This is a genomic window from Caulobacter sp. SL161, assembly GCF_026672375.1.
Classification (GTDB): Bacteria; Pseudomonadota; Alphaproteobacteria; order Caulobacterales; family Caulobacteraceae; genus Caulobacter.
On the sequence record NZ_JAPPRA010000001.1, the window covers coordinates 2,789,982 to 2,812,625 of the forward strand.

A 22,644-nucleotide genomic window follows, 5' to 3' on the forward strand; every position below is an offset into this window, starting at 1 on the left:
GTGTACGCTGGCTTTCCCCGGCTCACAAGCCCGAAGGCTGACCTTGCGACAAGCTGCGTTTGGCCGCCCTGGGCGGATCCAACGCTGTCATCGCCGCGAGACTGGAGGGAATGGCCGGAACACCCGACGGCGGCCAGGCCCCCGGCGCGTCACGCAGGAACGCCTCGGCGTCCCGCCAGACCGCTTCGGCCTGCAGATCGACGAGCAGAAGGTGATAGCCCTTGGGATAGTAGGCCGTAAGCGCGCCGGACTTGAGGCGGCTCACCGCTTCGACCGTCGGCGCGCGGGGAATGACGTGGTCGTTGGCGCCATAGAACCAGGCGACCGGGGTCGATATCGCGCCCGGCGACCTCCAGGCGCGCTCCATGAGTCCGACCAGGCCATAGAGGGTGTCGGAGCGCGCGCCCCAGATCATCAGTGGATCACGACCCATGCGGCGCAGTTCGTCGATGTTGTCGGAAGGCATGACGTTGCGCACCAGCCACTCGGGAGGCTTGACCACCCAGTCGCCCTTCGCATGGGCGGTGATCCACAGGCTGAGCTTGTTGGGCAACGGCTGGTTCGACCAACCCCAGACCGCCGGCGCGAACAGCATCAGTTTGTCGACGCGGGGCGGGTCGGGCGTGGCCATGGCGCTGATCGCCAGACCGCCGCCCATGCTGATTCCGGCCAGGGCGATCTTGGCGCGCGGATGGCGCTCGCGCACGGCCTCGACCAGCAGGCGGGCATCCTCGATGACAAGCTCCGGCTGCGCCCAGACGCCGCGCTCGGGCGAGCGACCGAACCCGCGCACATCCAGCGCGTAGGTGGCGATCCCCCTGCCCGCCCACCAGGCGGCGGCCAGGTGATAGGCGTTGGCGTAGTCGTTCATGCCGTGCAGGCCGACCACGACCCAGTCAGGCTCGCCGGCGGGCAGCCAGCGCATCAGACCAAGGTGCGCGCCATCAAAACTGATGAAAGCCTCATCCGTCAGGCGCGGCCCCCGAAAGCCCAGCGCCGCCAGTTCCGGCCGCTGGCGCAGCGGCGCGCACGCCGACAGCGCGGCGGCGCAGGCTGACAAGATCAGGGCGCGGCGATTCATGACCGTAGAATGTCTGCGACACGCCGGCGAAGATAAGGCGTGACCTCAGCCTCGAACCACGGATTGCGCTTGAGCCAGGCGGTGTTGCGCCAGGACGGATGCGGCAGCGGCAGAACGTTCGGTCCGAGTTCCCGCCAGCGTTCGATGGTCTCGGTCATGGTCTTGCCCGTTCGACCGCCCAGCGCCCACTCCTGCGCGTAGCGGCCGACCAGCAGGGTCAGTTCGACATTGGGCAAGGCCGCCAGCAACTGCGATCGCCACAGCTTCGCGCAGCGCGGCGGTGGCGGATAGTCCCCGCCCTTGGGATTGGTCCCCGGAAAACAGAAGGCCATGGCCGCCACGCCGATCTCGGATCGGCCATAGAAAGTCTCACGGTCGATCCCCATCCACTGCCGCAGACGGACGCCCGAGGGGTCGTTGAAGGGCAGGCCCGTCTCATGGACGATCCGGCCCGGGGCCTGGCCAGCGATCAGCAGTCGCGTCGCCGTGCTGACGCGCGTGACCGGCCGCGGCGTGTGCGGCAGGTACGGCGCGCAGGCCCGGCAGGCCGAGATTTCGGAGAGAAGGGTCTCGAGGGGCATGGACGGGATTTAGGCGATCCCGTCCACCGCCCCAAGGGCGGCTCTACGCCCCCAGCATCCGACGTTCGCGCTTGATGAGGCCCTCGAACGACGGCCGGGCCAGGATGGCGTCGGCATAGGCTTTGGACTTGGGCCACTTGGCGAAATCGAAACCGGCGTGTTCCAGGTTCACGAACGGACTGGCCACGGCGATGTCGGCCAGGGTGAAACGATCCTCGACGAGGAAGCCGCTGGCCGGGATTGTGCGCTCCAGATAGTCGAGCACCGGCGGCATCGCGACGTTGATCCCCTTGTCGATCGCCGCCTGATCGGGCTCTGCGCCCATGAAACGCGGCCCCACCACGCGGTTGAAGAAGATCGGGCCCGCAGCGCCCACAAAGATCGAGTCGGCGTACTCCTCGTACCAGACGGTCCGCGCGCGCGCCTTGGGCTCGGTCGGGATCAGGTTGGGCTCGGGATGGGCCGCGTCGAGATAGGTGATGATCGCCGAGGAGTCGGAGATCTTGAAGTCGCCGTCCTGGAAGCCCGGGATCTTGCCGAACGGACTGCACGCGTCGAAGTCAGGATCGGGCTGGCCCAGCCGGACCACCTTGTTGTCGTACGCCAGACCCTTTTCGGTGGCGAACACCATGGCCTTGCGGACGAACGGCGAAAGCGACGAGCCGTAAATGAGCATCGATGGTCTCCCTAGTTTGGGAGACCATAGGCCACGGACTCAGTTTCGTTTCAAGACGAACTCGCGGCGGCGACTATTCTTCTTCGCCGGCCGCTTCCTCGAAGCTGGTCGGATCGCCTTCCAGGCGCAGGCGGATGCGATAGACGCCGCGGAACTTCTCAGGATTGACGGGCTTGTTGTGGCGCAGGATCACCACCTTGCCTTCACGGGCAAGTTCGATGGCGTTGGTGCGCACATGGCCCAGCTGCTGCTGCCAGCGCTCGGGCTGGATCGCCTTGGCGACGTTCATAGGGTCGATCGACTTGCCTTCGGGCAAGGCCGCCAGTTGGGACAGGATGGTGTCTTGGATCGGGGTGGTCATACGCCTCGCCATGCCACGGATCGCATCCGAACGCGAGGCGCGGCTTGCGCGCGCGCGACGACCGCTCTAACTGAACCCTGATAAGTTTCGGAGGGGGACGGCATGGACGGCGGGGCCGAGAATTCCAGCAGCTCGCGACTGGTCGAGACCGGTGAGTGGGCCGGTTGGCGCACCTGGCAGGGTATGGACCCGTTCGAGGACCAGTCCGGCCCCTTCTATTTCCGCGAGGATGAAACCGGCCGGGTCACCTGCGCCTTCCGCGCCGAGCCCAAGCACATGAACGGCGGCGGCTTCATGCACGGCGGCTGCATGATGACCTTCGCCGACTTCTGCCTCTTCGCGATTGCCTGGCGCGACCTTGCCGGGAGCCACGCCGTCACCGTCAGCCTGAACGGCGAGTTCGTCGGCCCCGCCCGTCCCGGCGACTTGGTCACCGCCACCGGCGAGGTTGTCCGCGCGGGTGGTTCGTTGCTGTTCGTACGCGGCCTGATCTCGACCGGCTCCAGCCCGATGCTGAACTTCTCGGGCGTGATCAAGAAGATCCGAAACCGTTGAGGGACCGAAAACCTTGTCCTTCGACAAGCTCAGGATGAGGTTTTCTAGTGAACCGGCGTCAAAAGTCGTCCTCACCCTGAGCCTGTCGAAGGGCGAGGACGGCTCCGCCGATCCGATCTAGGCCGTCATGCCTGCCGCCGCCGCCGGACGCGCCAGCATGGCGTCCAGCCAGCGGTTGACGTGGACCCGTTCAGCGTCCGGCCGCCACTTGATCATCCGACCAAAATCCAGGCTGGTGACCGCGATGACGTCGACGATCGTGATGCGGTCCGTCGCGATGAACGGGCTTTCGGCCAGGCGGTCATCGAGCACCTTCAGGCTCCTTCTGACGCTCTCGAGATTGTAGGCGGCCACTTCGGGGACCTGCTGCTCCAGCGCGGCCATGCCGGGGTGGCTGTGCCGAACGCCCTGCATGATCGGCGTGGCGACCATCATCTCGGTGCGCCGCAGCCACATCTCGATGATCGCTGTCTCCTTGGGGTCGCGCCCGAACATGTTCGGCTCGGGATAGACGCTTTCCAGATAGCGACAGATGGCGACCGACTCGGTGATCACCGTCCCATCGTCCAGCTCCAGGGCGGGCACGTGGGCCAGACCGGCCTTGCCACGATACTGCGGCGACCTGTGCTCGCCGCCCATGATCGACAGCGTGACGATCTCGACGTCGGCGATCCCCTTCTCGGCCATGAACCACCGCACGCGGCGAGGATTGGGGGCCCGCAGGCAATCGTAGAGTTTCAAAAGAAATCCTCCCGGCTTTTGACCGGGAGGATGCTTGGTTTTCGCGACGGAAGGAAAGCGGCTTAGAGCCCAAACAGGCTTCGCGGCATCAGGCCGACCAGCGAGGCGGTCAGGCAGGTGGCCAGAAAGCCGGCCATCATCGCCTTCCAGACGAGGCCCAGCACTTCCTGCCGGCGTTGGGGCACCAGGACCGAGAAGCCGGCGACGTTCATGCCGACCGAGCCGATGTTGGCGAAGCCGCACAGCGCGTAGGTCATGATCATCCGGGTGCGTTCGTCCAGCAGGGCCTCGCCCACCTTGGATAGTTGGATGAAGGCGGTGAACTCCGTCAGGATCAGCTTCACGCCCAAGAGGCCGCCGGCCGTCCCCGCCTCGTGCCATGGAATGCCCATGGACCAGGCCAGCGGCGCGAAGACGACACCCAGACCGCGCGCGATGCTCAGCGGCTCACCGCCCACCGGCGGGAACGCGCCCAGGATCTTGTCGACCATGGTGGCCAGGGCCACGAAGACGATCAGGGTGGCGCCGACGTTCAGAGCGATCTGCAGGCCGTCGGTGGTGCCCTTCATGACCGCGTCGATCGAGCTGCCATAGGTCTTATCCTCGGTCGCGAGATCCAGGTCGGCGCCCTTCTCCATCGGGTCGGACGGCACGATGATGCGGGCCAGCAGCACGCCGGCCGGCGCCGAGATGATCGAGGCCGTCAGCACGTGGGCGGCGGCGTTGGGCAGCACGTCGGCCAGGATGGTGGCGTAGGCGACCATGGTCGAGCCGGAGACGCAGGCCATGCCGACCGCGATCAGCATGAAGAGCTCCGAGCGCGACAGCTTGTCGAGATACGCGCGAATGAAGATCGGGCCTTCGACCTGTCCCATGAAGATGGTCGCGGCGGTGGCCAGGGCCGGCGGGCCGCGCAGGCCCAGCGTCTTCTGGAACACGAAGCCGAAGCCCTGGGCTAGCCACTTGAGGATCTTCCAATGCCAGAGCAGCGCCGACAGGGCGCAGACCACCAGGATCACCGGCAGCACGCGGAAGGCGAAGATGAAGCCCGCGCCCGGATTGCTCACCGGATAGGGTTGGTCGCCACCGGCCAGGAAGCCGAACACGAAGGCGGTGCCCGCCTGGGTCGAAGCGCTGAGGCCTTCGACGGCGCCGTTGACGCCGCGCAGCATCTGCTGGGCTTGCGGCAACCCGAACAGCACCAGCACCAGCACCACCTGAATGACCACGGCGCCGATGGCCAGGCCCCATGGGAACCGCTTGCGGTTCTCGGAAACGAGCCAGCAGAGGCCCAGGGTGAGCGCCAGACCCGCCAGGGCCTGAACGTTCTCGGGACGGAACATCAAGACGAAGACCTTACAATGAGGCGACGCCCCCACGACGCCGACCAAGGGGGCGAGATTGACACCAACTGCGGCGTCGCACGCAAGCGCCTTGCGTAAGGAATGCTTAACCAGACCGCAAGGCGCCTAAGTCATAAGCCTCTTACCATCGTGCGCTTGTCATCCCGGAAGCCCCCGCTCCGGGATGACACAGGGCCGGCGTCAGGCCGTAGCGTCGACGCCCGTACCGGCCGTCGCGGTCGTGGAGGAGGCCGTCAGCGCCGAATCGAGCTGGGCCAGCAGCTTCTGCATCAGATCGGCCGCCGCGCTGGAGCCCGAGATCAGGCTGGCCAGGGTGACGGTCGTGTCCGTGGAGGCTGTTGTTTTCTGACCTTCCTCGAGCAGGGCGTAGAATTCTCCCCCGCTCAGCGCACCGTCACCGTCCTGATCGGCCGTTCCGATCAGATCGGAAGCCGCGCCGCTCGCCTCGGCGGCGCCGTCGGCGGCGGCCAGTTCTTCGGCGGAAACAACACCGTCCTGATTGGTGTCCAGGCTCTCGAACACGCCGCTTGAGCTGCTGGAGCCGCTGGCGCTGCTTGCGCCGCCGCTCGGCGGCGGACCGGGCGGCGGACCGCGCATGGCCTGCGCCGACGACGAAGTGCCGGCGGCGGCGTTGGAGATGGCGGTCGAGATCTCCGCCGTCGACAGGCCGCCATCGCCATCCGTATCGAGCGCCGACAGGATATCGGCGGCCATCTTGCCGCTGGCGTCCGCAGGCGCGTCGGAGGGCGCATTGGCGGACAGCGCCGAGGAAAGCTCTTCCGCCGACAGCAGACCATCGCCATCGGCGTCCCCGGCCTCCATCACCGAGGCGGCGACATCGTCGACCGACTGGGTCGAAAGCAGCGCCGACAACGTATCAGTTCCGAAACGTCCGGCCGGCGGCTCGCCGCCTCGCATCGGCGGCGGGCCGCGTCGTTCGCCCTGCCCCTGCACATTCTGCCCAACCGACTGGAACTCACTGAGCGACAGTTGCCCATCGCCGTCGGCGTCAGCCGTCTTGAACATCGCCTCCTGTAACTGCTGCAACCGCGCCGGTTGCGTGGAAAACCCCAGACTTGTGATGGTCATATCGCTCGCTCTCTCTTGAGGCCCCGGTGTGCGGGGCGCGCGCCGACCGTTCGACGCCTGCGATGCAACGCGAGAAACATGCCTAAAATCAGCATGTTGCAGAAATGAAACGTGCCCTTATCCCGGCAAGGTCAATGCATCGCTGAAGCGCCCATGACCGGCCTTGATGGCGGCGCGGCGACCGCTCGTCCTGCAATCGCGCTCAAAGCGGCGCGCGACAGCCCCCGGCGGCAACGATTTCACCCCAGAAATGCGCCTTACCCCGATTTAACTTGGCCACTCGTCGATCGGCGTTCATTGCTGCAACCGTCGATTGGGGGAGCGCGAGTCCGCAAATGTCGTTGGCCTTGGCCACACTTCTATACGAGTGGCGTCGTTACATGGCGGCCGTCGTCGCCCTGGCCTTTTCGGGCCTTCTGGTGCTGGCGCAGGTCGGCATGTTCGTCGGCATCGGCAAGGGCTTCACCGCCCAGATCGACCGCGCGCGCGCCGATATCATGGTCCTGGGCCCGGGCGCCAAGGCGCTGTTCGGCGGCCCGTCCGGCCTGCCGCGCCGGATGATCCCGCTGGTCTACAGCCACCCTGAAGTCACCCAGGTCGCGCCGCTGGACGGCTCTGGCGGCCGCTTCCAGAACATCCTGTCGCCTGAGCAGCAGGCCAAGGAAGAGGCGCGCGCCAAGCGGGCCGGCAAGGGCGAGAAAGGCGGCGGCGGCACGGCTCGCAAGACCGAGTTCGTCAATGTCACCGTCGTCGATGCGATCCCTGGCTATGTCACGGTGCCCACCGACTATACGCAGTCGATGATCGAAGCCCTGCGCCGCCCCTATGCCGTCGCGGTCGACGAGACGGCGCTGAAGCGACTGGGCGTCAAGAAGGGCGACAAGGCCCTCTACAACGGCAAGACGATCCATATCGCCGTGGTCACGCGCGGCTACCCGAACATCATCCAGCCCACCCTGGTGATGTCGCGCGACACCCTGCGGATGCTGGGCGAGGCCGACACCGGCCAGCGCGTCGGCCCGCTGATGGTCGAGATCAAGGACCCCGCCCGCGCCGAAATCGTCGCCGCGCAGCTGAACAAGAAGGCTGACGGCAAGTTCCGCGCCTGGACCCGACAGGAACTGGCCGACGCCAATTCCAACGCCATGCTGGAAGACCAGATCATCGGCATCATGCTGGGCTTCTCGGCGTTCCTGGGCCTGCTGATCGGCGTGGCCATCACCTGGCAGACCCTGCGCGGCGCGATCATGGCCAACATCAAGGAGTTCGCCAGCTTGCGCGCCCTGGGCGTGTCGATGGGCGACCTGCGCAACATCGTGATGGAGCTTTCGTTCTGGGTCGGCATCGTCGGCGTCTTCGCCGCAGGCCTGCTGACCTGGGGTGTCTCGCTGCTGGCGACCATGGGCGGCGTGCCGATGTACTTCCCGCCGGTCCTGGTCGCCATCGTCGCAGGCTTCCTGGTCGCCATCGCCATGCTGTCGGGCTTCCTGTCGCTCGGCGTCCTCAAGAACAGCCAACCCGCGGACCTGCTGCGATGACCCGTGACAACGCGCACAAGCGTGGCGAAACCGCCCTGGAAGCCCGTGGCCTGGTCAAGCGCTTCAAGACCGGCCGCAGCTATATCGAAGTGCTCAAGGGCATCGACTTCGACGCCAAGCACGGCGACGTGACCATGGTCATGGGCCCCTCGGGCTCGGGCAAATCGACCCTGGTGGCCGCCCTGTCGGGCCTTCTGAAGCCCGACGAGGGCAAGGTGTCGGCCCTGGAAGCCAAGGACCTGTGGGCCCTTCCCACCGGCAAGATCGACAAGTTCCGCCTGGATCACTGCGGCTTCATCTTCCAGGGCTTCAACCTGTTCCCGGCCCTCACCGCCAAGCAGCAGGTGATGACGGCGCTGAAGTACCAGGGCGCCAGCCCCGGCGAGCAGGCGCGCCGGGCCCAGGCGGCGCTGGAGTCGGTGGGCCTTGGCCCGCGCGTCAACCAGCGCCCGTCTGAACTGTCGGGCGGTGAAAAGCAGCGCGTGGCCATCGCCCGGGCCCTGGCCAAGAACCCGAACCTGATCTTCGCCGACGAACCGACCTCGGCGCTCGACGGCGAGAACGGCCAGATCGTCATCCGCCTGCTGCGCGAGGCCGCGTCCGTGCGGGGCGCGGCGGTGATCTGCGTGACCCACGACCCGCGGCTCGAGGCCTATGCCGACCGCGTCATCCACATTGAAGACGGCCGGATCCTGGACGACGTGCGTAGAACGCCCGACGCCAATCCCGCGCCGCTCAGCCACTGATTTTCTGGGGGAATTTCGACATGCCCGGCTTCCTGCGCCGACCCGCCTTCTACATCGTCCTGGTCGTCGTGCTGCTGCTCGGCGGCGGCTTCTTCTACGCCAAGGGCCAACAGGCCGAGAAAAAGAAGAAGCTTGAGGCCGCCGCCGCTCAAGAAGAGCCCTCCCCCTACGCGGCCATCGCTCAGGGCAAGGCCGACGTCGAGGGCGGCGTGATCCAGGTGGCCGCGCGCCGCCAAGGCATCATCCGCGAGGTGTTCGTCCAGGAGGGCGACATCGTCAAAGCCGGCCAGCCCCTGGCCAAGCAGGAAGACGACGATGCGCGCCTGGCGGCTCAGACCGCTGCGGCGAACCTGGCCTCGGCCAAGGCCCAGCTGACGCTGAATCAAGTGCAGTTGCGCACCGCCCAACGCGAATTCAACCGCCTGCAGGGCCTGGCCGCCTCGAACTATGTGGCCGCTCAGCGGCTGGACGCCGCGCGTGACCAGATCGCCCAGGCGCAGGCCAATATCGGCACCCAGCAGGCCCTGATCGGCGTCGCCTCGGCCCAGCTGGCCCAGGCCCGTTTCAACGAAGAGTTGACGGTGATCCGCGCACCGGCCGACGGCCGGATCGCCCGCCGCCAGGCCAATCCGGGCTCCGGCGCCTCGACCCTGAACGTCACCGCCATGTTCGACCTCGAGCCCAACACCCAGCGCATCGCCCGCGCCGAGATCGTCGAGGCCGACATTCCGAACGTGACCATCGGCCAGGAAGTCGAGATCCAGCCGGAAGGCGATCCGGACAAGACCTATGTCGGCAAGGTCCTGCGCCGCGCCGCCGTCTTCGGCGCCCGCAAGCTGGCCTCGGACGATCCCAGCCAGCGCAGCGACGAGCGCGTCGTCGAAGTGGTGGTCAGCGCCGACGGCGCCCCGCTGCTGGTCGGCCAGCGCGTGCTGGTCAAGTTCATGAAGCCGGGCCAGAAGGCCGGCGTGAAGCGGGACAAGCCGACGGCGCCGGTGGCCGGCGGGGTCACGAAGAAGGGCTAAGCCTCGCGCTCAGCCCCCACCGCCTTGGAACGCCGCGCGGCCCCCGCGCGGCGTTTTTGTTTTGAGGCTGAGGGGGCTAGTTTCTGATGAGAAGCTTGCGACGGCCCACGACCCTGGACGGACCGATCCTCCCCCGCAATGCGGGGGAGGTGGCCCAGAGGGCCGGAGGGGGCTAACGCGGGGCTCGCCCAGCTTGCCCCCTCAGTCGCTCCGCGACAGCTCCCCCGCATCGCGGGGGAGCATCTAACGCTCGCCATCCACCCTTCTCCGACATCCGCGACGTCCGCTTCGGAACATGCGCTCTGGACACCCCAATTCCCGTCGGCGCACGGGGATTGGGGTCGCCTGCTGCCAACACAATCAACGCCTTAGCCGGCCAAACAACGGGACGATCCAAAATCGACGCATCGCCCGCAAAACCGCCCGCACAATGCGCCCACCTCATCGCGAGGAAAGGGCGCGTGGCCAGCGACCATTTGCGGCGGCGGGGGGCGGTCGAGCGGGGACAGGTTCGAGGGGGTTACTCGGACGGTCCGGGGACCTGATGCTGGTCAGGCCCGCCCGCCGTCGGCGTGGTCGAGGGAAAGGGTTCGTCCCTCTTCGATCACCGGGCGCAGCCGGAAACGGAGGCGCCCGGGTCCCGACAAGGCCTGAACAGGGCCACCTTCCCGGGACGCTGGCGGATAACGGCTGCGCGGAGCGTCGGGCTTCGTCGAAACGGTATTTATCAATCAACTCCGGACGGATGTCCGGCGCTCCGCGTCCCTTTCCATCCCTTCAGCGGGAAACCGCGTGAGGCCGCGAAGCTGTGCGCCAACCTTCTTCCCCCTCCGGGGGAGGAGCGCCGAAGGCGCGGAGGGGGCAAGTCAGGAAAGGGCCCGCCGACGCTGCAGGCCCCCACCTGACCGCTTCGCGGTCGTCCGCCCCCGGAGGGGGCAGAAGAAACAACGCAGCGGCGAGGATCATGACAAAGCCCCTCCCCTTGACCTCCCCTCTCCCGCGCCGCACAAACGCGCCAAACCAAACACACGTTTGAGGGAGACTTCGGCATGGCGGACATCCGCTTCGACGGCAAGGTGGCGATCGTGACGGGCGCCGGCGGCGGGCTTGGCCGACAGCACGCTCTGGAGCTGGCGCGTCGCGGCGCCAAGGTCGTGGTCAACGACCTGGGCGGCAGCGTCGACGGCTCGGGCGGCGGCTCCGAAGCCGCTCAAAAGGTCGTCGAGGAGATCAAGGCCTTCGGCGGCGAAGCCATCGCCAACGGCTCATCGGTCACCGACGACGCGGGCGTGGCCCACATGGTCAAGCAGGCCATGGACACCTGGGGCCGCATCGACATCCTGATCGCCAACGCCGGCATCCTGCGCGACCGCACCCTGACCAAGATGGAGCTGGCCGACTTCGAGGCGGTCATGCAGGTCCACGTCTTTGGCACCTTCAAGCCGATCAAGGCCGTCTGGGACATCATGAAGGCCCAGAACTACGGCCGCATCGTCGTGACGACCTCGTCGTCGGGCATGTACGGCAACTTCGGCCAGAGCAACTACGGCGCGGCCAAGATGGCGGTGCTGGGCCTGATGAACACCCTCAAGCTCGAGGGCGCCAAGAACGACGTGAAGATCAACGCCATCAGCCCGGTGGCGGCCACCCGCATGACCGAAGGCCTGATGCCGCCCGAAGTTCTGGCCAAGCTGGCGCCGGAGTATGTGACGCCGGGCGTCGTCTATCTCTGCTCGGACGAAGCCCCGACCGGCGCGATCCTGACCGCCGGCGCCGGCGCCTTCGCCCTGTCGCGGATCTACGAGACCGAGGGCGTCTATCTGGGCGAAGGCGGCCTGTCGGCCGAGGAAGTCCGTGACAGCTGGGGTCAGATCACCGCCGAGGATGGCCAGAAGGCCTATTTCAACGGCGGCGAACAAGGCCAGAAATTCTTCCGCAAGATGGCCGGCGGCTGACGCGCCAGCAATAAAACAAGGATCGAAAAGCAACGTTCGATCAATATTCGACAGAACAGTGATTAATGCGGGGGCTTTCAGCCCCCGCTTCTTTTACATGACTGATAAAATTCACCACCAACATCAATAATATCAACGCTATTTGACTGAATGGGTTACAGGCGGCGCTCCTCGAGCGCCAACCGGCGCCCGGCGGACCTCCTCCTCCCCAAGAAGGTCGCAAGTCAAAGATGTCTCTTACGCGTACCCGCCTCGCCGTCGGCGTGGCTTTCGTGGCGCTCGTCGCCGCCTCCCAGGCCTCCGCTTCGGCCTTCTATCTGCAGGAACAATCGGTTCGCGGCACGGGCCGCGCCTATTCGGGCGAAGTCGCCGACAAGGGCGTCGGCAGCCTGTGGTGGAACCCGGCGTCGATCGCCGGCATCGCCCGCAGCGAAGCCTATATCGGCGCGAACATGATCCTGGTGAACGCAAAGACCACGAACAGCGGCTCGACGATCACGCGCCCTGTGCCCGTGACGACGACCGTCGGCGGGACCGACACCGCCCTCGATCCGATCAATGACGGCCTGGTCCCCAACCTGGGCGGCGCCTGGAAGATCAACGACAAGCTCTCGCTGGGCCTGTCGGTCGCCGCGCCGTACAACTTCACCACCGAGTATCAGGCCGATAGCTGGAGCCGCTACGACGCCCTGAAATCGCAACTGCGCACGGTGAATGTCGACGGCGTGGTCGCCTATCGCATCAACGAGATGCTGGACCTGGGCTTTGGCGTCACGGCGATGTACGCCGACGCCGAACTGACCAACGCTCTGCCCAACATCTCGCCGCTGCAAGCCGATGGCCTGCAATCGCTGAAGGGCGACGGCTGGGCCTATGGCTACACGGTCGGCGCTCAGTTCCACCCGTCCCAGAGCCTGACGATCGGCGCCAGCTACCGCAGCAAGATCGACCACAAGCTGGACGGCGCGGTGAAGGTCTCGGGCCTGCTGGCCCCGATCCCGACCGCCAGCAACTTCGCTGTCGACGGTCAGGCCAAAATCACCCTGCCCTGGATGCTCAACCTGGGCGCCCGCTGGGCCGTCAACGATCACTGGACCCTGAACGGCTCGGTCAGCCGCGTGGGCTGGAGCGAGTTCGACGCCATCCGCGTCACCTACACGGGGGGGTCCTCGATCAGCGCCCAGGACTACAAGAACGTCACCACCTACGCGGCCGGCGTCGACTATCAGGCCTCGCCCCGCCTGACCCTGCGGGCCGGAGTCCAGTACGATCCGACGCCGACCCCCGAAGTCGGCCGCACGGCGCGCGTTCCGGACGGCGATCGCATGATGTACGCCACCGGTGCGACCTGGGCCGCGACCGAAAACCTCAAGCTCGACGCCGCGCTCAGCTACATTGCGTTTGAAAAGAGCCAGATCAATCGCACCGATGTGACCGCAACGAGCTCGACCGTCCGCCTGCGCGGCGAGGTCGAGGGCTCGGCCGTCGTGCTCTCGACGGGCGCGCGCTTCAGCTTCTAAGGTTCACGAACCGCTGAAACTGGAAAGGCCGCTCGGGTGACCGAGCGGCCTCTTTCATGCGCAAAGCTCTGGCATCCCGGAAGCCTCGCGGAGGCTGCCCAGGATGACACAAGCTATTGGCTCTTCACCACGTCCCAAAGCACCTGGGCGGCGCCGACGAAGACCTGCGCCGCCTGCCCGCTAGGCTCGCCGATCACCGCCGGCACGCCCTGGTCGCCACCGAGACGAACCGCGATCTCGATGGGCACGCGGCCCAGCAGCGGAACGTTCAGCCGCGCCGCCTCGGCCACGCCGCCGCCCTCGCCGAAGATCGGGATCGGCGCGCCGGTCGAGGGATCGGCGAAGAAGGCCATGTTCTCGATCAGGCCCAGGATCGGCGTCGCGGTCTTCTCGAACATCGAGGCCGCCCGGCGTGCGTCGATCAGGGCGATCTCCTGCGGCGTGGTCACCAGCACCGCGCCGTCGATACGGAGCTTCTGAACCAGGGTCAGCTGAACGTCGCCCGTACCGGGCGGCAGGTCGACGACCAGCACGTCCAGCGGCTGCGCCTCAGACCCCCAGGCCACGTCGTGGATCATCTGACGAACGGCCGACGAGGCCATCGGCCCACGCCAGATCATCGCCTTGCCCTCGTCGACGATGAAGCCGATCGACATCAGCTTGACGCCATGGGCGACCAGGGGCTGCAGCTTCTCGTCCTCGAACAGCGGGTCGCCGTCGACGCCCATCATCTTGGGGGCCGAGGGGCCGTAGATGTCGGCGTCCAGCAGGCCCACCCGCAGGCCCATCTTGGCGAGGGCCACGGCGAGATTGGTCGAGACGGTCGACTTGCCCACCCCGCCCTTGCCGGAGGCCACGGCGATCACGTGGCGTACGTGCTTGGGTTTCTCCGCCTCGGGCGGCGGCGCCATGCGGGCCTGCGGATCCTCGGTGATCTTAGCGCCCTTGCGCACCCGGGTCGCGCCCTCGGCGGCCTGAGCGGTCAGCACCACCTGGGCCTGCTCGACGCCCGGCAGAGCGGCCAGGGCTTTTTCAGCGGCTTCGCGCACCGGGGCGTAGGACGCCACGACGCTGGCGGGGACCTCCAGCATGAAGCCGGCGCGGCCGTTACGGACGACGAGGCCCTGCACCAGACCCGCCGTCACCAGCCCCTGCCCGCTGGCCGGGTCGGCGATACGGTCCAGCGCCGCGCGGGCGTCATCGAGGGTTGCGGTCACGGGCGAGGCCTCCTGTTCGGGGGCCTCATATCCGCGCGAGCGGCAGGCATTTCAAGTGCGTCGAGGCGCGCGGCCCGCCTATCGGGTCAAGCCGACGCCTTAAGCAGGTCCAGCACGTGATGCAGGCTGTCGGCGATATGGACGCACTTGTCGTGCATCTCCTCGTTCGGATCGAGGATGTCGGGCACCATCACCGTCATCATGCCGGCCGCATGGGCGGCGCGAACGCCAGGATGCGAGTCCTCAAGCGCTAGGCAGGCGGCTGGATCGACGCCGATGCGACGGGCCGCCTCCAGGTACGGGTCGGGATGCGGCTTGTGGCGGACCACATCGTGGTGCGCGACCACCGCATGGAAGCGCGGCAACAGGTCAAAGCGGCCCAGATAGCGCTCCACCGCCGGCTTGCCGTTTGAGGTCGCGATGCCGCGCGGCAGCCCCAGGTCGTCGAGGAAGTCGAGAATCTCTATGACGCCGGCCTTCAGCCGTGTCTCGGCCTCCAGCAGGTCCTCGACATCGGCCCAGACCCGCTCGAAATAGCTTTGAACCGGGAAGGTCTCGCCGAACAGCTCGCGCAGCATGACCCCGCATTCCGGCGTCGTCTTGCCCACCATCGCCGCGTAGATCTCGCCGGTGAAACCGATCCCGAACACTTGGCCCGCTTCGATCATGGCCGCGCGATAGACGATCTCGGTGTCCAGCAGCAGGCCGTCCATGTCGAAGACCACGCCCTCGACGCGGCGGGGAAAACTCACGCGTGGAACTCCTCGGCCTTGTAGCCCTGGAAGTAGAGCAAGGTGGTCAGGTCGGTGTGGTCGACCTTGGCGTCGGCCTGCGCCGCCACGATCGGCTTGGCTCGGTAAGCGACGCCCAGACCCGCCGCCTCGATCATCGCCAGGTCGTTGGCGCCGTCGCCGACCGCCAGAGCGTCGGCGGGCGTCAGGCCAAGGGCTGCAGTCTCTTCGCGCAGCGCGGCCAGCTTGGCTTCCTTGCCCAGGATCGGATCGCCAACGGCGCCGGTCAGGACGCCGTCCAGTTCGATCAGGGTGTTGGCGCGGTTCAGGTGGAAGCCCGCCGCTTGGGCGACACGGCTGGTGAAGAAAGTGAACCCGCCCGAGACCAGCGCGCAGCGGGCGCCGTGCCTGGCCATGGTCCGGACCAGCGTCTCGGCGCCGGGATTGAGCTTCACGCGCTCATCGTAGCAGGCCTGCAGCGCGGCGACGCCCAGCCCCTTCAGCATGCCGACACGCTCGCGAAGGGCGCCTTCGAAGGCCAGTTCGCCGCGCATGGCGCGCTCGGTGATCTCCGAGACCTGCGCCTTGACGCCTGCGAAGTCGGCCAGTTCGTCCAGGCACTCGACGTTGATGATCGTAGAGTCCATGTCCGCGATCAGCAGGCCCTTGCGGCGGTTCGCCGTCGGCTGGATAGCGAAGTCCACGGCCAGATCCGCCAAGGCCGTCTTGACGGGCTCCACATCGCCGCCGTCGATAAAGAAGTCTACGGCCAGCGGCCCCAGGCCTTCGCGGCGGCTGGACAGGGCCGCTTCGACGCGCGAAACGGCTTGTGCGTAAGCGTCGGGGTTGCCCCCCACGACGGTGAGGACGGTCGGAATGGTGGAGAGCTCGGACATCGCGTCCCGCATCTGGCTGATCGCGGGCCCGACCGCAAGCGGCAAGTCCGCCTACGCCCTGGATTTGGCCGAGCGGATCGGCGGCGAGATCGTCAACGCCGACTCGATGCAGATCTATGCGGGCCTCCGCGTCCTCACGGCCGGTCCCTCGCCAGAGGAAACCGTGCGAGCGCCGCATCACCTGTTTCAGGTCGTGGACCCGGCCATCGGCTGGTCGGTCGGACGCTGGCTGGAGGCGGCGACCCAGGCGCTCGCCGAGATCCGGGCTCGGGGAAAGCCGGCGATCGTGGTCGGCGGCACCGGGCTCTATTTCCGCGCCCTGACCCACGGCCTCGCCGACGTGCCGCCGGTGCCCGAAACCCAGCGCGAGATCTCCAGCCTGCTCTATGCAGCGCGGGGCGAAACCGAATTCCGAGACATCCTGAAGCCGCTCGACCCCGAGGCCGAGGCGCGGATCGAGACCGGCGACCGCCAGCGCCTGGTCCGGGCCCACGCCGTCGCCATCGCCACCGGCAAGTCGCTCACCGCCTGGCAGACCGACACCAAGCCCGCCCTCGCCCCTGGCTCCTGGAAGGGCCTTGTCCTGGACCCGCCTAGGGCCGAGCTCTACGCGCGCTGTGACGCCCGTCTGGCGGTCATGGTCGAACAAGGCGCCCTGGACGAGGTTCGCGCGGTGGAAACTCGAGGCATGGACCCGGCCCTCCCCGCCCTGAAAGCCGTCGGCTACCGCGAGTTCGCGGCCCATCTTCGGGGTGAGACCTCGCTGGACCAGGCCCTGGACGCCGCGCGCCAGGAAACACGACGCTACGCCAAGCGCCAGTTGACCTGGTTCCGCAATCAAACGCCCGACTGGGAAAGGATCGTCCCGTGACCCTGATCGAAGAGATCGCCGCGTTGCTGAAGGCGCGGGGCGAAACCATCGCCGTGTCCGAATCCTCCACCGGCGGATTGATCTCGGCCGCCCTGCTCAGCGTCGGCGGCGCTTCGGCGTACTATCGCGGCGGCGCGATCGTCTACACGCCCAAGGCGCGCGCCGCGCTGATGGGGGTGACCAAGGACGAGATGGGCGAGATGCGCTCGGCCAGCGAGCCCTACGCCCGGTTCATGGCGCGCACCGTGCGCGAGCGCATGGCCTCCACCTGGGGCTTGGCCGAGACCGGCGCGACCGGCCCGTCCGGCAACGCCTATGGCGACGCCGCTGGCCATTGCTGCCTCGCCTTATCCGGTCCCGTGGATATGAGCCTGGTGATCGAGACGGGTCACGGTGATCGCGCCGCCAATATGGCGGCCTTCCGCGACGCGGCGCTGAAGCTCCTGCTCGAAGCGTTGAAGTCCTAGCTTCGCGAGCCTCCCCTCCCGATCAACGTTTCGCACCGATCAGAGGAGGTTCCAGCGAGAAAAATCGCCGCGCCAGGCACCGTCGCGCCGCCGCATTTCGCGACGACCGCACTGGCGGGTGAAACCTGCCCTTCGGACGGGCTGATCCTGGCAAGGTCACACCGCCAGAAAAGGCACAACCTTGCCGCAAAGAGCGCCTTGACGCCCCATCTTACGCATGTCATGACCCTTTCCGTAGCTTTGGAGCAAGACTCGTGCGCAAAACCATGATCGTACTTATGGAGCGGCCGTTCGCGGGGTGACCTCGAAGTCACGTCGTAGCTCGGTCGCGCGCGCAAAGGTCCTTCGGGACCTTTTTTCTTTTCCAGCCCCTTCTTCCGCCTAATCCCTCCACCCGGATCGTCCCATGACCGCCCACCAGACCATCGAGAGCCAAGCTCCGACCGACACCGCCGATCGCGCCATGACCGGCGCCGAGATCGTGGTTCGCGGTCTCGTGGACCAAGGAGTCGAGGTGCTGTTCGGCTATCCGGGCGGCGCGGTCCTGCCGATCTATGACGCGCTGTTCCACGAGCCGCGCCTGCAGCACATTCTGGTCCGCCACGAGCAGGGCGCGGCGCACGCGGCCGAGGGCTATGCGCGCTCGTCGGGCAAGCCAGGCGTGGTCCTGGTCACCTCGGGCCCCGGCGCGACCAACGCCATCACCGGCATTATGGACGCCCTGATGGACTCGATCCCGATGGTCGTCATCACCGGCCAGGTTCCGACGCACCTGATCGGCACCGACGCCTTCCAGGAAGCCGATACGGTCGGCATGACCCGCTCGTGCACCAAGCACAACTATCTGGTCAAAGACGTCCGCGACCTTCCGCAGATCATCCACGAGGCGTTCAAGATCGCCACCACCGGCCGTCCGGGGCCTGTGCTGATCGACATCCCCAAGGACGTCCAGTTCGCCAAGGGCGAGTACTTCGGTCCCGGCGAGGTCGCCTCGACCCACGCCTATGCGCCGCGCACCAAGGGCGACGCGGGCCGGATCGCCGAGGCGGCCAGGATGATCGCCCAGGCGCGTCGGCCGATCTTCTACACCGGCGGCGGCGTCATCAATGCCGGTCCCAAGGCCAGCGCGGCCCTGCGCGAGTTCGCCGCCCTCACCGGCGCGCCGGTCACCTCTACGCTGATGGGCCTGGGCGCCTTCCCGGCGGCGGATCCGGCGTGGCTGGGCATGCTGGGCATGCACGGCACGTTCGAGGCCAACAACGCGATGCACGACTGCGACGTGATGATCTGCGTCGGGGCGCGGTTCGACGACCGGGTCACCGGGCGCCTCGACGCCTTCTCGCCGGGCAGCAAGAAGATCCACATCGATATCGACCCTTCGTCGATCAACAAGAACGTCCGCGTCGATCTGCCCATCGTCGGCGACGCCGGCTCGGTCCTGGAAGACCTGATCGCCGCCTGGAAGGCCGCGAACCTGCAGCCCAACAAGACCGCCCTGACGGACTGGTGGGCGCAGATCGACCAATGGCGCGCTCGCCAGTGCCTAGCCTACAAGCGCTCGGATTCGGTCATCAAGCCGCAGTACGCCATCGAGCGCCTGTACGAACTGACCAAGGACAAGGACGTCTACATCACCACCGAAGTCGGCCAGCACCAGATGTGGGCCGCGCAGTTCTTCCGCTTCGAACAGCCGAACCGCTGGATGACCTCCGGCGGTCTCGGCACCATGGGCTATGGCCTGCCCGCAGCCCTGGGCGTGCAACTGGCGCATCCGAACAGCCTGGTCGTCGACATCGCCGGCGAGGCTTCGATCCAGATGTGCATCCAGGAGCTGTCGACGGCGATCCAGTTCGATCTGCCGGTCAAGATCTTCATCCTGAACAACGAGTGGATGGGCATGGTGCGCCAATGGCAGCAGCTGCTACACGGCGAGCGCTACAGCCACTCCTACTCCGACAGCCTGCCCGACTTCGTGAAACTGGCCGAGGCCTATGGCGCGGTCGGCATCCGCTGCGACAACCCCGCAGAGCTGGACGGCAAGATCCTGGAGATGATCAACAGCGACAAGCCGGTGATCTTCGACTGCCGCGTCGAGAAGCACGAGAACTGCCTGCCGATGATCCCGTCGGGCAAGGCGCACAACGAAATGATCATGGGCGAGGTCGAGGATATCGGCAACGTCATCGGCGAGGACGGCGCGGGACTGGTCTAAGCCCCCTCGCCCTTCCGCAACCCTTTGGCTTAGAAGCGATCCATGACCGCCAACGTCCAACCCGCCCCCGCCTCGGCCTACGACCTTAGCCCCAAGGACCAGGCCGAACAGTCCGCCACCTTCGCCCTCCTCGTCGACAACGAGCCCGGCGTGCTGCACCGCGTGGTCGGACTGTTCGCCGCGCGGGGGTACAACATCGAAAGCCTCACCGTCGCCGAGACGGACCGCAAGGCGCACACCAGCCGTATCACCGTGGTCACCCGCGGCACCCGCCATGTGCTGGACCAGATCGAGGCCCAGCTGAACAAGGTGGTGAACGTGCGCCGCGTTCACGACGTCACCCGCGACCCCAACGGGGTCGAGCGTGAGCTGGCCCTGGTGAAAGTGCGCGGCTCGGGCGTCGATCGCGTCGAGGCCCTGCGCATCGCCGAAATCTTCCGCGCCAAGCCGGTCGACACCACGCTGGAGAGCTTTGTGTTCGAGATCTCGGGCGCCCCGTCCAAGATCGACAAGTTCCTCGATCTGATGCGCCCGCTGGGCCTGGTGGAGCTGTCTCGCACCGGCGTCCTGTCCATCGAGCGCGGCTTCGAAGGCATGTAGCCGAGGGCGGCTGGGGAGAAACCGCCCCGCGCCCTTCCCTTGGCGGGATGGAGTCCCTATATTCACTGGGTCCGGCTTCGGCCGAACTATGGGGATAAACGCGCACGTAATAAGCGGACTGGACCCGGGTGCGATTCCCGGCGGCTCCACCAAATCTCTCCCAAGTTATCATGGGACTGCATGGGGCCGATCAGCATCGACAGACGTGTAAAGGTGTATGCTTTCTCTCGGCTTGGCCCACCGTTTCGGGCCTTTATCTAAATGCGAACGATAACTTCGCTGAAGAGTTCGCCGTCGCTGCGTAATGCGGTGCAGGTGAATTCGCCTCTTAAGTCCTAGGGGTTCAGATCCCTAGGCGGGGCCCGGAGGGAGCCTGCCAACAGAATCCCTCCACCTTCTCCCGACATTGCCGAGGCTCCCTCCTCTTGCTTCTTGAGGACATGGGGGAGCCTGCCAACAGAATCCCTCCACCTTCTCCCGACATTGCCGAGGCTCCCTCCTCTTGCTTCTTGAGGACATGGGGGAGCCTGCCAACAGAATCCCTCCACCTTGCCCTTCCCCGACATCGCTGAGGAATCCCGCGACGCCTGCTTTGCGCGTGGCGCGTGACGCGCTAGGCTTGGAATCTCGTTTTCAGTTCGAAGTTTCACGCCGAGCATGTCCCAGACCGAACCGCCCGAAGACCTCATGCAATACGAGGCCATGGCCCAGGACGCCCTTCGCGGCGTGGTCAAGGCGGCCCTGAAAAAGGCCGCCGCGCCGGGCGGCCTGCCCGAACCTCACCACCTCTACATCACCTTCAAGACGAAGGCGGCGGGCGTGTCGGGTCCGCAGGATCTGCTGTCGAAATATCCGGACGAGATGACGATCGTCCTGCAGCATCAGTACTGGGACCTGGCGCCCGGCGAGACCTTCTTCTCGGTCACCCTGAAGTTCGGCGGCCAGCCCAAGCGCCTTTCGGTGCCCTACGCGGCGCTCACGCGCTTCTATGATCCGTCGGTTCAGTTCGCCCTGCAGTTCTCGGCGCCGGAAATCATCGAGGACGAGCCCGAGCCGGATCCGGAGCCCGAAGAGAAGGCGACCACCGGCGCGTCAGGCGACGAAGGCCCAAAGATCGTCTCCCTGGACCAGTTCCGCAAGAAATGAGCGACATCGCCTCGGACGCGCCGGAAACCTTGACGGACGAGGCGATCCTCGCCCGCTTCCGCGCGTCCAAGCGACAGCCGACAGGCTCCCAGACCCTGGGCTTTGAACTGCTGGCGGTCCGGCAGGCCGATCGCGAGGTTGAAGTCGGCTTCACCGCGCGCGCTGATCTACTCTGCAACCCCATGGGCCAGATCCAGGGCGGCTATGTCTGCGCCATGCTGGATGAGTGCATGTCGGTCGCGGGCATGATCACGTCCGGCATGACCCACGTGGTTCCGACCCTGGAGATGAAGACCAGCTTCCTGCGGCCCGCCATGCCGGGAAGCCTGCGCGGGATCGGCCGCGTGGTGAAGTGGGGGCGCACGATCTGCTTCATGGAGGGCGAGCTCTACGACGCCGAAGGTCGGCTTCTGGCCAAGTCCACCGGCACGGCGATTCCCACCCCCTTCGCCAACTTCAAGAAGACGTAGGCGGACGATGCGGAGAGCAGCGGCGGTCATCGGACTTCTGGTTTTGCTCTTCTCGCCCGCCACGGCGGCGCTCGCCGGCGGGCCGTTCTCAAACTGGAACGCGGTCGTCATCGCGGGCGACTTTCAGGCGCATTCGGGCGGCCACACCGAAGCCTTTGACAATGCTCGCCGAGACGTCACCAAGGCCCTGGTCGGCATGGGCTTTGAGACCTCTGGGATCCAGCAGTTCTCCGTCCGTCCCGAACGCTACCCGTCGGACGCGCCAAGCCGCTCGGAAGCCCGGACGATCTATGAGGCGCTTCGAACCAGGGGCGAGACCGCCAAGGCGGGCTGCCTCTTCTACATCAGCACCCACGGCAGCCCCGAAGGGGTGATTCTCGGCAAGCAGTTGCTCCGCCCCCACCTGCTGGCGGCGATGCTGAATGACGCCTGTCCCGCGCGGCCCAGCGTGGTGGTGATCTCCGCCTGTTTTTCAGGCGTCTTCATCCCGCCGTTGCAAAGACCTGACCGACTGATCCTGACGGCGGCACGGCCCGATCGCGCCTCGTTCGGCTGTGGCGAGAGCGACAAGTATCCGTTCTTCGACGACTGCTTTCTGTCGGCCGCGCCCCACGCCCGCGACTTCGCCAACCTGGGCGCGGGTATACAGGCCTGCGTCGCGCGCAAGGAAAAGGAGACCGGCGCCGAACCGGCTTCCGAACCTCAGATCTGGGTTGGTCCTGCGCTGCGCCCCATGCTTCCGCTGTACGCCTTCAACCGAACGCCGACAAAGGCGCCGTAAGCCCGCGATCGCGGTTTGACC

General features: G+C 66.7%; 24 protein-coding genes, 1 other RNA gene and 3 pseudogenes. 17 read left to right on the top strand and 11 right to left on the bottom strand.

The window, feature by feature from the left end; genetic code table 11:
- Positions 1 to 22: 22 nt before the first annotated feature.
- The 4 genes from OVA11_RS13550 to OVA11_RS13565 form a co-directional block, all read right to left on the bottom strand.
- The gene (locus OVA11_RS13550; protein WP_268067853.1) at positions 23 to 1,081 is read right to left on the bottom strand and encodes an alpha/beta hydrolase; all 1,059 of its coding nucleotides are present in this window, start codon (positions 1,079 to 1,081) and stop codon (positions 23 to 25) included.
- Positions 1,078 to 1,662, bottom strand: coding sequence for a uracil-DNA glycosylase family protein (locus tag OVA11_RS13555; RefSeq protein ID WP_268067854.1), 585 nt, complete (start codon positions 1,660 to 1,662; stop codon positions 1,078 to 1,080). The genes OVA11_RS13550 and OVA11_RS13555 overlap by 4 nt, the downstream gene beginning before the upstream one ends.
- Positions 1,663 to 1,705: 43 nt before the next feature.
- Positions 1,706 to 2,338 (bottom strand): glutathione S-transferase family protein, encoded by a 633-nt coding sequence (locus OVA11_RS13560; RefSeq protein ID WP_268067855.1) that lies wholly within the window; start codon positions 2,336 to 2,338, stop codon positions 1,706 to 1,708.
- Positions 2,339 to 2,411: 73 nt separating this feature from the next.
- Positions 2,412 to 2,699, bottom strand: coding sequence for a DUF3253 domain-containing protein (locus OVA11_RS13565; RefSeq protein ID WP_268067857.1), 288 nt, complete (start codon positions 2,697 to 2,699; stop codon positions 2,412 to 2,414).
- 102 nt (positions 2,700 to 2,801) lie between these two features.
- On the opposite strand from OVA11_RS13565, the gene OVA11_RS13570 reads away from it, so the two are divergent.
- Complete coding sequence (locus OVA11_RS13570; RefSeq protein WP_268067858.1) at positions 2,802 to 3,254, top strand: PaaI family thioesterase; 453 nt, start codon at positions 2,802 to 2,804, stop codon at positions 3,252 to 3,254.
- A gap of 6 nt (positions 3,255 to 3,260) precedes the next feature.
- Positions 3,261 to 3,371, top strand: a pseudogene (locus OVA11_RS19840) (hypothetical protein); the annotation flags it as partial.
- On the opposite strand, the gene OVA11_RS13575 reads toward OVA11_RS19840, so the two are convergent.
- The 3 genes from OVA11_RS13575 to OVA11_RS13585 all read right to left on the bottom strand — a co-directional run bounded on the left by OVA11_RS13575 (position 3,372) and on the right by OVA11_RS13585 (position 6,448).
- The gene (locus OVA11_RS13575) at positions 3,372 to 3,995 is read right to left on the bottom strand and encodes a glutathione S-transferase family protein (protein WP_268067859.1); all 624 of its coding nucleotides are present in this window, start codon (positions 3,993 to 3,995) and stop codon (positions 3,372 to 3,374) included.
- A gap of 62 nt (positions 3,996 to 4,057) precedes the next feature.
- Positions 4,058 to 5,338, bottom strand: coding sequence for a NupC/NupG family nucleoside CNT transporter (locus tag OVA11_RS13580; RefSeq protein WP_268067860.1), 1,281 nt, complete (start codon positions 5,336 to 5,338; stop codon positions 4,058 to 4,060).
- A 201-nt stretch (positions 5,339 to 5,539) separates the two neighbouring features.
- Positions 5,540 to 6,448, bottom strand: a complete 909-nt coding sequence (locus OVA11_RS13585; protein WP_268067861.1) for an EF-hand domain-containing protein — start codon at positions 6,446 to 6,448, stop codon at positions 5,540 to 5,542.
- Between the two features lie 335 nt (positions 6,449 to 6,783).
- Here OVA11_RS13585 and OVA11_RS13590 point away from each other — a divergent pair, with 335 nt between their 5' ends.
- The 4 genes and pseudogenes from OVA11_RS13590 to OVA11_RS13605 all read left to right on the top strand — a co-directional run.
- On the top strand, positions 6,784 to 7,986 hold the full coding sequence (locus OVA11_RS13590) for an ABC transporter permease (protein ID WP_268067862.1): 1,203 nt from the start codon (positions 6,784 to 6,786) through the stop codon (positions 7,984 to 7,986).
- Positions 7,983 to 8,732, top strand: coding sequence for an ABC transporter ATP-binding protein (locus tag OVA11_RS13595; RefSeq protein ID WP_268067863.1), 750 nt, complete (start codon positions 7,983 to 7,985; stop codon positions 8,730 to 8,732). The genes OVA11_RS13590 and OVA11_RS13595 overlap by 4 nt, the downstream gene beginning before the upstream one ends.
- 20 nt (positions 8,733 to 8,752) lie before the next feature.
- Positions 8,753 to 9,757 carry an HlyD family secretion protein gene (locus tag OVA11_RS13600; RefSeq protein WP_268067864.1) on the top strand — a complete coding sequence of 335 codons (1,005 nt, stop codon included), beginning with the start codon at positions 8,753 to 8,755 and terminating at the stop codon, positions 9,755 to 9,757.
- 430 nt (positions 9,758 to 10,187) lie between these two features.
- A pseudogene (locus OVA11_RS13605) lies at positions 10,188 to 10,401 on the top strand (hypothetical protein); the annotation flags it as partial.
- On the opposite strand, the pseudogene OVA11_RS19845 reads toward OVA11_RS13605, so the two are convergent.
- Positions 10,377 to 10,488 (bottom strand): annotated as a pseudogene (locus OVA11_RS19845) (hypothetical protein); the annotation flags it as partial. The pseudogenes OVA11_RS13605 and OVA11_RS19845 overlap by 25 nt on opposite strands.
- 318 nt (positions 10,489 to 10,806) lie before the next feature.
- Between OVA11_RS19845 and OVA11_RS13610 the strand changes: the two are divergent.
- Together OVA11_RS13610 and OVA11_RS13615 are read left to right on the top strand one after the other, a co-directional pair.
- The gene (locus OVA11_RS13610) at positions 10,807 to 11,712 is read left to right on the top strand and encodes an SDR family NAD(P)-dependent oxidoreductase (protein ID WP_268067865.1); all 906 of its coding nucleotides are present in this window, start codon (positions 10,807 to 10,809) and stop codon (positions 11,710 to 11,712) included.
- Positions 11,713 to 11,942: 230 nt separating this feature from the next.
- Positions 11,943 to 13,232: an outer membrane protein transport protein gene (locus OVA11_RS13615; RefSeq protein WP_268067866.1), complete on the top strand. Its 1,290-nt coding sequence runs from the start codon at positions 11,943 to 11,945 to the stop codon at positions 13,230 to 13,232.
- A 113-nt stretch (positions 13,233 to 13,345) separates the two neighbouring features.
- Here the strand turns inward: OVA11_RS13615 and OVA11_RS13620 are convergent, their stop codons facing one another.
- The 3 genes from OVA11_RS13620 to serB all read right to left on the bottom strand — a co-directional run bounded on the left by OVA11_RS13620 (position 13,346) and on the right by serB (position 16,076).
- Positions 13,346 to 14,449, bottom strand: a complete 1,104-nt coding sequence (locus OVA11_RS13620) for an Mrp/NBP35 family ATP-binding protein (RefSeq protein WP_268067867.1) — start codon at positions 14,447 to 14,449, stop codon at positions 13,346 to 13,348.
- Between the two features lie 86 nt (positions 14,450 to 14,535).
- Entirely contained in the window at positions 14,536 to 15,201 is a 666-nt protein-coding gene (locus OVA11_RS13625; protein ID WP_096050849.1) for an HAD family hydrolase, read from the bottom strand.
- The gene (gene serB, locus OVA11_RS13630) at positions 15,198 to 16,076 is read right to left on the bottom strand and encodes a phosphoserine phosphatase SerB (RefSeq protein ID WP_268067868.1); all 879 of its coding nucleotides are present in this window, start codon (positions 16,074 to 16,076) and stop codon (positions 15,198 to 15,200) included. The genes OVA11_RS13625 and serB overlap by 4 nt, the downstream gene beginning before the upstream one ends.
- Here serB and miaA point away from each other — a divergent pair.
- The 9 genes from miaA to OVA11_RS13675 all read left to right on the top strand — a co-directional run bounded on the left by miaA (position 16,057) and on the right by OVA11_RS13675 (position 22,623).
- Positions 16,057 to 16,947: a tRNA (adenosine(37)-N6)-dimethylallyltransferase MiaA gene (gene miaA, locus OVA11_RS13635; RefSeq protein WP_268067869.1), complete on the top strand. Its 891-nt coding sequence runs from the start codon at positions 16,057 to 16,059 to the stop codon at positions 16,945 to 16,947. The genes serB and miaA overlap by 20 nt on opposite strands.
- Entirely contained in the window at positions 16,944 to 17,414 is a 471-nt protein-coding gene (locus tag OVA11_RS13640) for a CinA family protein (RefSeq protein WP_268067870.1), read from the top strand. The genes miaA and OVA11_RS13640 overlap by 4 nt, the downstream gene beginning before the upstream one ends.
- Before the next feature lie 254 nt (positions 17,415 to 17,668).
- A complete protein-coding gene (locus OVA11_RS13645; RefSeq protein WP_024265762.1) occupies positions 17,669 to 17,716 on the top strand; it encodes a hypothetical protein in 48 nt (15 codons plus the stop codon).
- 104 nt (positions 17,717 to 17,820) lie between these two features.
- Complete coding sequence (locus OVA11_RS13650) at positions 17,821 to 19,626, top strand: acetolactate synthase 3 large subunit (RefSeq protein WP_268067871.1); 1,806 nt, start codon at positions 17,821 to 17,823, stop codon at positions 19,624 to 19,626.
- Positions 19,627 to 19,668: 42 nt separating this feature from the next.
- Positions 19,669 to 20,226, top strand: a complete 558-nt coding sequence (gene ilvN / locus OVA11_RS13655; protein ID WP_268067872.1) for an acetolactate synthase small subunit — start codon at positions 19,669 to 19,671, stop codon at positions 20,224 to 20,226.
- A 30-nt stretch (positions 20,227 to 20,256) separates the two neighbouring features.
- Positions 20,257 to 20,621: a transfer-messenger RNA gene (gene ssrA / locus OVA11_RS13660) on the top strand.
- 262 nt (positions 20,622 to 20,883) lie between these two features.
- Positions 20,884 to 21,372 (top strand): SspB family protein, encoded by a 489-nt coding sequence (locus OVA11_RS13665; RefSeq protein WP_268067873.1) that lies wholly within the window; start codon positions 20,884 to 20,886, stop codon positions 21,370 to 21,372.
- Positions 21,369 to 21,842 (top strand): PaaI family thioesterase, encoded by a 474-nt coding sequence (locus OVA11_RS13670; protein WP_268067874.1) that lies wholly within the window; start codon positions 21,369 to 21,371, stop codon positions 21,840 to 21,842. The genes OVA11_RS13665 and OVA11_RS13670 overlap by 4 nt, the downstream gene beginning before the upstream one ends.
- Before the next feature lie 7 nt (positions 21,843 to 21,849).
- Positions 21,850 to 22,623 (top strand): C13 family peptidase, encoded by a 774-nt coding sequence (locus tag OVA11_RS13675; RefSeq protein WP_268067875.1) that lies wholly within the window; start codon positions 21,850 to 21,852, stop codon positions 22,621 to 22,623.
- Positions 22,624 to 22,644 lie beyond the last annotated feature (21 nt).

Coding starts and splice junctions, on each gene's coding strand:
- OVA11_RS13550 (WP_268067853.1), bottom strand. CDS start 1,081: ATGAATCGCCGCGCCCTGATCTTGTCAGCCTGCGCCGCCGCGCTGTCG.
- OVA11_RS13555 (WP_268067854.1), bottom strand. CDS start 1,662: ATGCCCCTCGAGACCCTTCTCTCCGAAATCTCGGCCTGCCGGGCCTGC.
- OVA11_RS13560 (WP_268067855.1), bottom strand. CDS start 2,338: ATGCTCATTTACGGCTCGTCGCTTTCGCCGTTCGTCCGCAAGGCCATG.
- OVA11_RS13565 (WP_268067857.1), bottom strand. CDS start 2,699: ATGACCACCCCGATCCAAGACACCATCCTGTCCCAACTGGCGGCCTTG.
- OVA11_RS13570 (WP_268067858.1), top strand. CDS start 2,802: ATGGACGGCGGGGCCGAGAATTCCAGCAGCTCGCGACTGGTCGAGACC.
- OVA11_RS13580 (WP_268067860.1), bottom strand. CDS start 5,338: ATGTTCCGTCCCGAGAACGTTCAGGCCCTGGCGGGTCTGGCGCTCACC.
- OVA11_RS13585 (WP_268067861.1), bottom strand. CDS start 6,448: ATGACCATCACAAGTCTGGGGTTTTCCACGCAACCGGCGCGGTTGCAG.
- OVA11_RS13590 (WP_268067862.1), top strand. CDS start 6,784: ATGTCGTTGGCCTTGGCCACACTTCTATACGAGTGGCGTCGTTACATG.
- OVA11_RS13595 (WP_268067863.1), top strand. CDS start 7,983: ATGACCCGTGACAACGCGCACAAGCGTGGCGAAACCGCCCTGGAAGCC.
- OVA11_RS13600 (WP_268067864.1), top strand. CDS start 8,753: ATGCCCGGCTTCCTGCGCCGACCCGCCTTCTACATCGTCCTGGTCGTC.
- OVA11_RS13610 (WP_268067865.1), top strand. CDS start 10,807: ATGGCGGACATCCGCTTCGACGGCAAGGTGGCGATCGTGACGGGCGCC.
- OVA11_RS13615 (WP_268067866.1), top strand. CDS start 11,943: ATGTCTCTTACGCGTACCCGCCTCGCCGTCGGCGTGGCTTTCGTGGCG.
- miaA (WP_268067869.1), top strand. CDS start 16,057: ATGGTGGAGAGCTCGGACATCGCGTCCCGCATCTGGCTGATCGCGGGC.
- serB (WP_268067868.1), bottom strand. CDS start 16,076: ATGTCCGAGCTCTCCACCATTCCGACCGTCCTCACCGTCGTGGGGGGC.
- OVA11_RS13650 (WP_268067871.1), top strand. CDS start 17,821: ATGACCGCCCACCAGACCATCGAGAGCCAAGCTCCGACCGACACCGCC.
- ilvN (WP_268067872.1), top strand. CDS start 19,669: ATGACCGCCAACGTCCAACCCGCCCCCGCCTCGGCCTACGACCTTAGC.
- OVA11_RS13665 (WP_268067873.1), top strand. CDS start 20,884: ATGTCCCAGACCGAACCGCCCGAAGACCTCATGCAATACGAGGCCATG.
- OVA11_RS13670 (WP_268067874.1), top strand. CDS start 21,369: ATGAGCGACATCGCCTCGGACGCGCCGGAAACCTTGACGGACGAGGCG.
- OVA11_RS13675 (WP_268067875.1), top strand. CDS start 21,850: ATGCGGAGAGCAGCGGCGGTCATCGGACTTCTGGTTTTGCTCTTCTCG.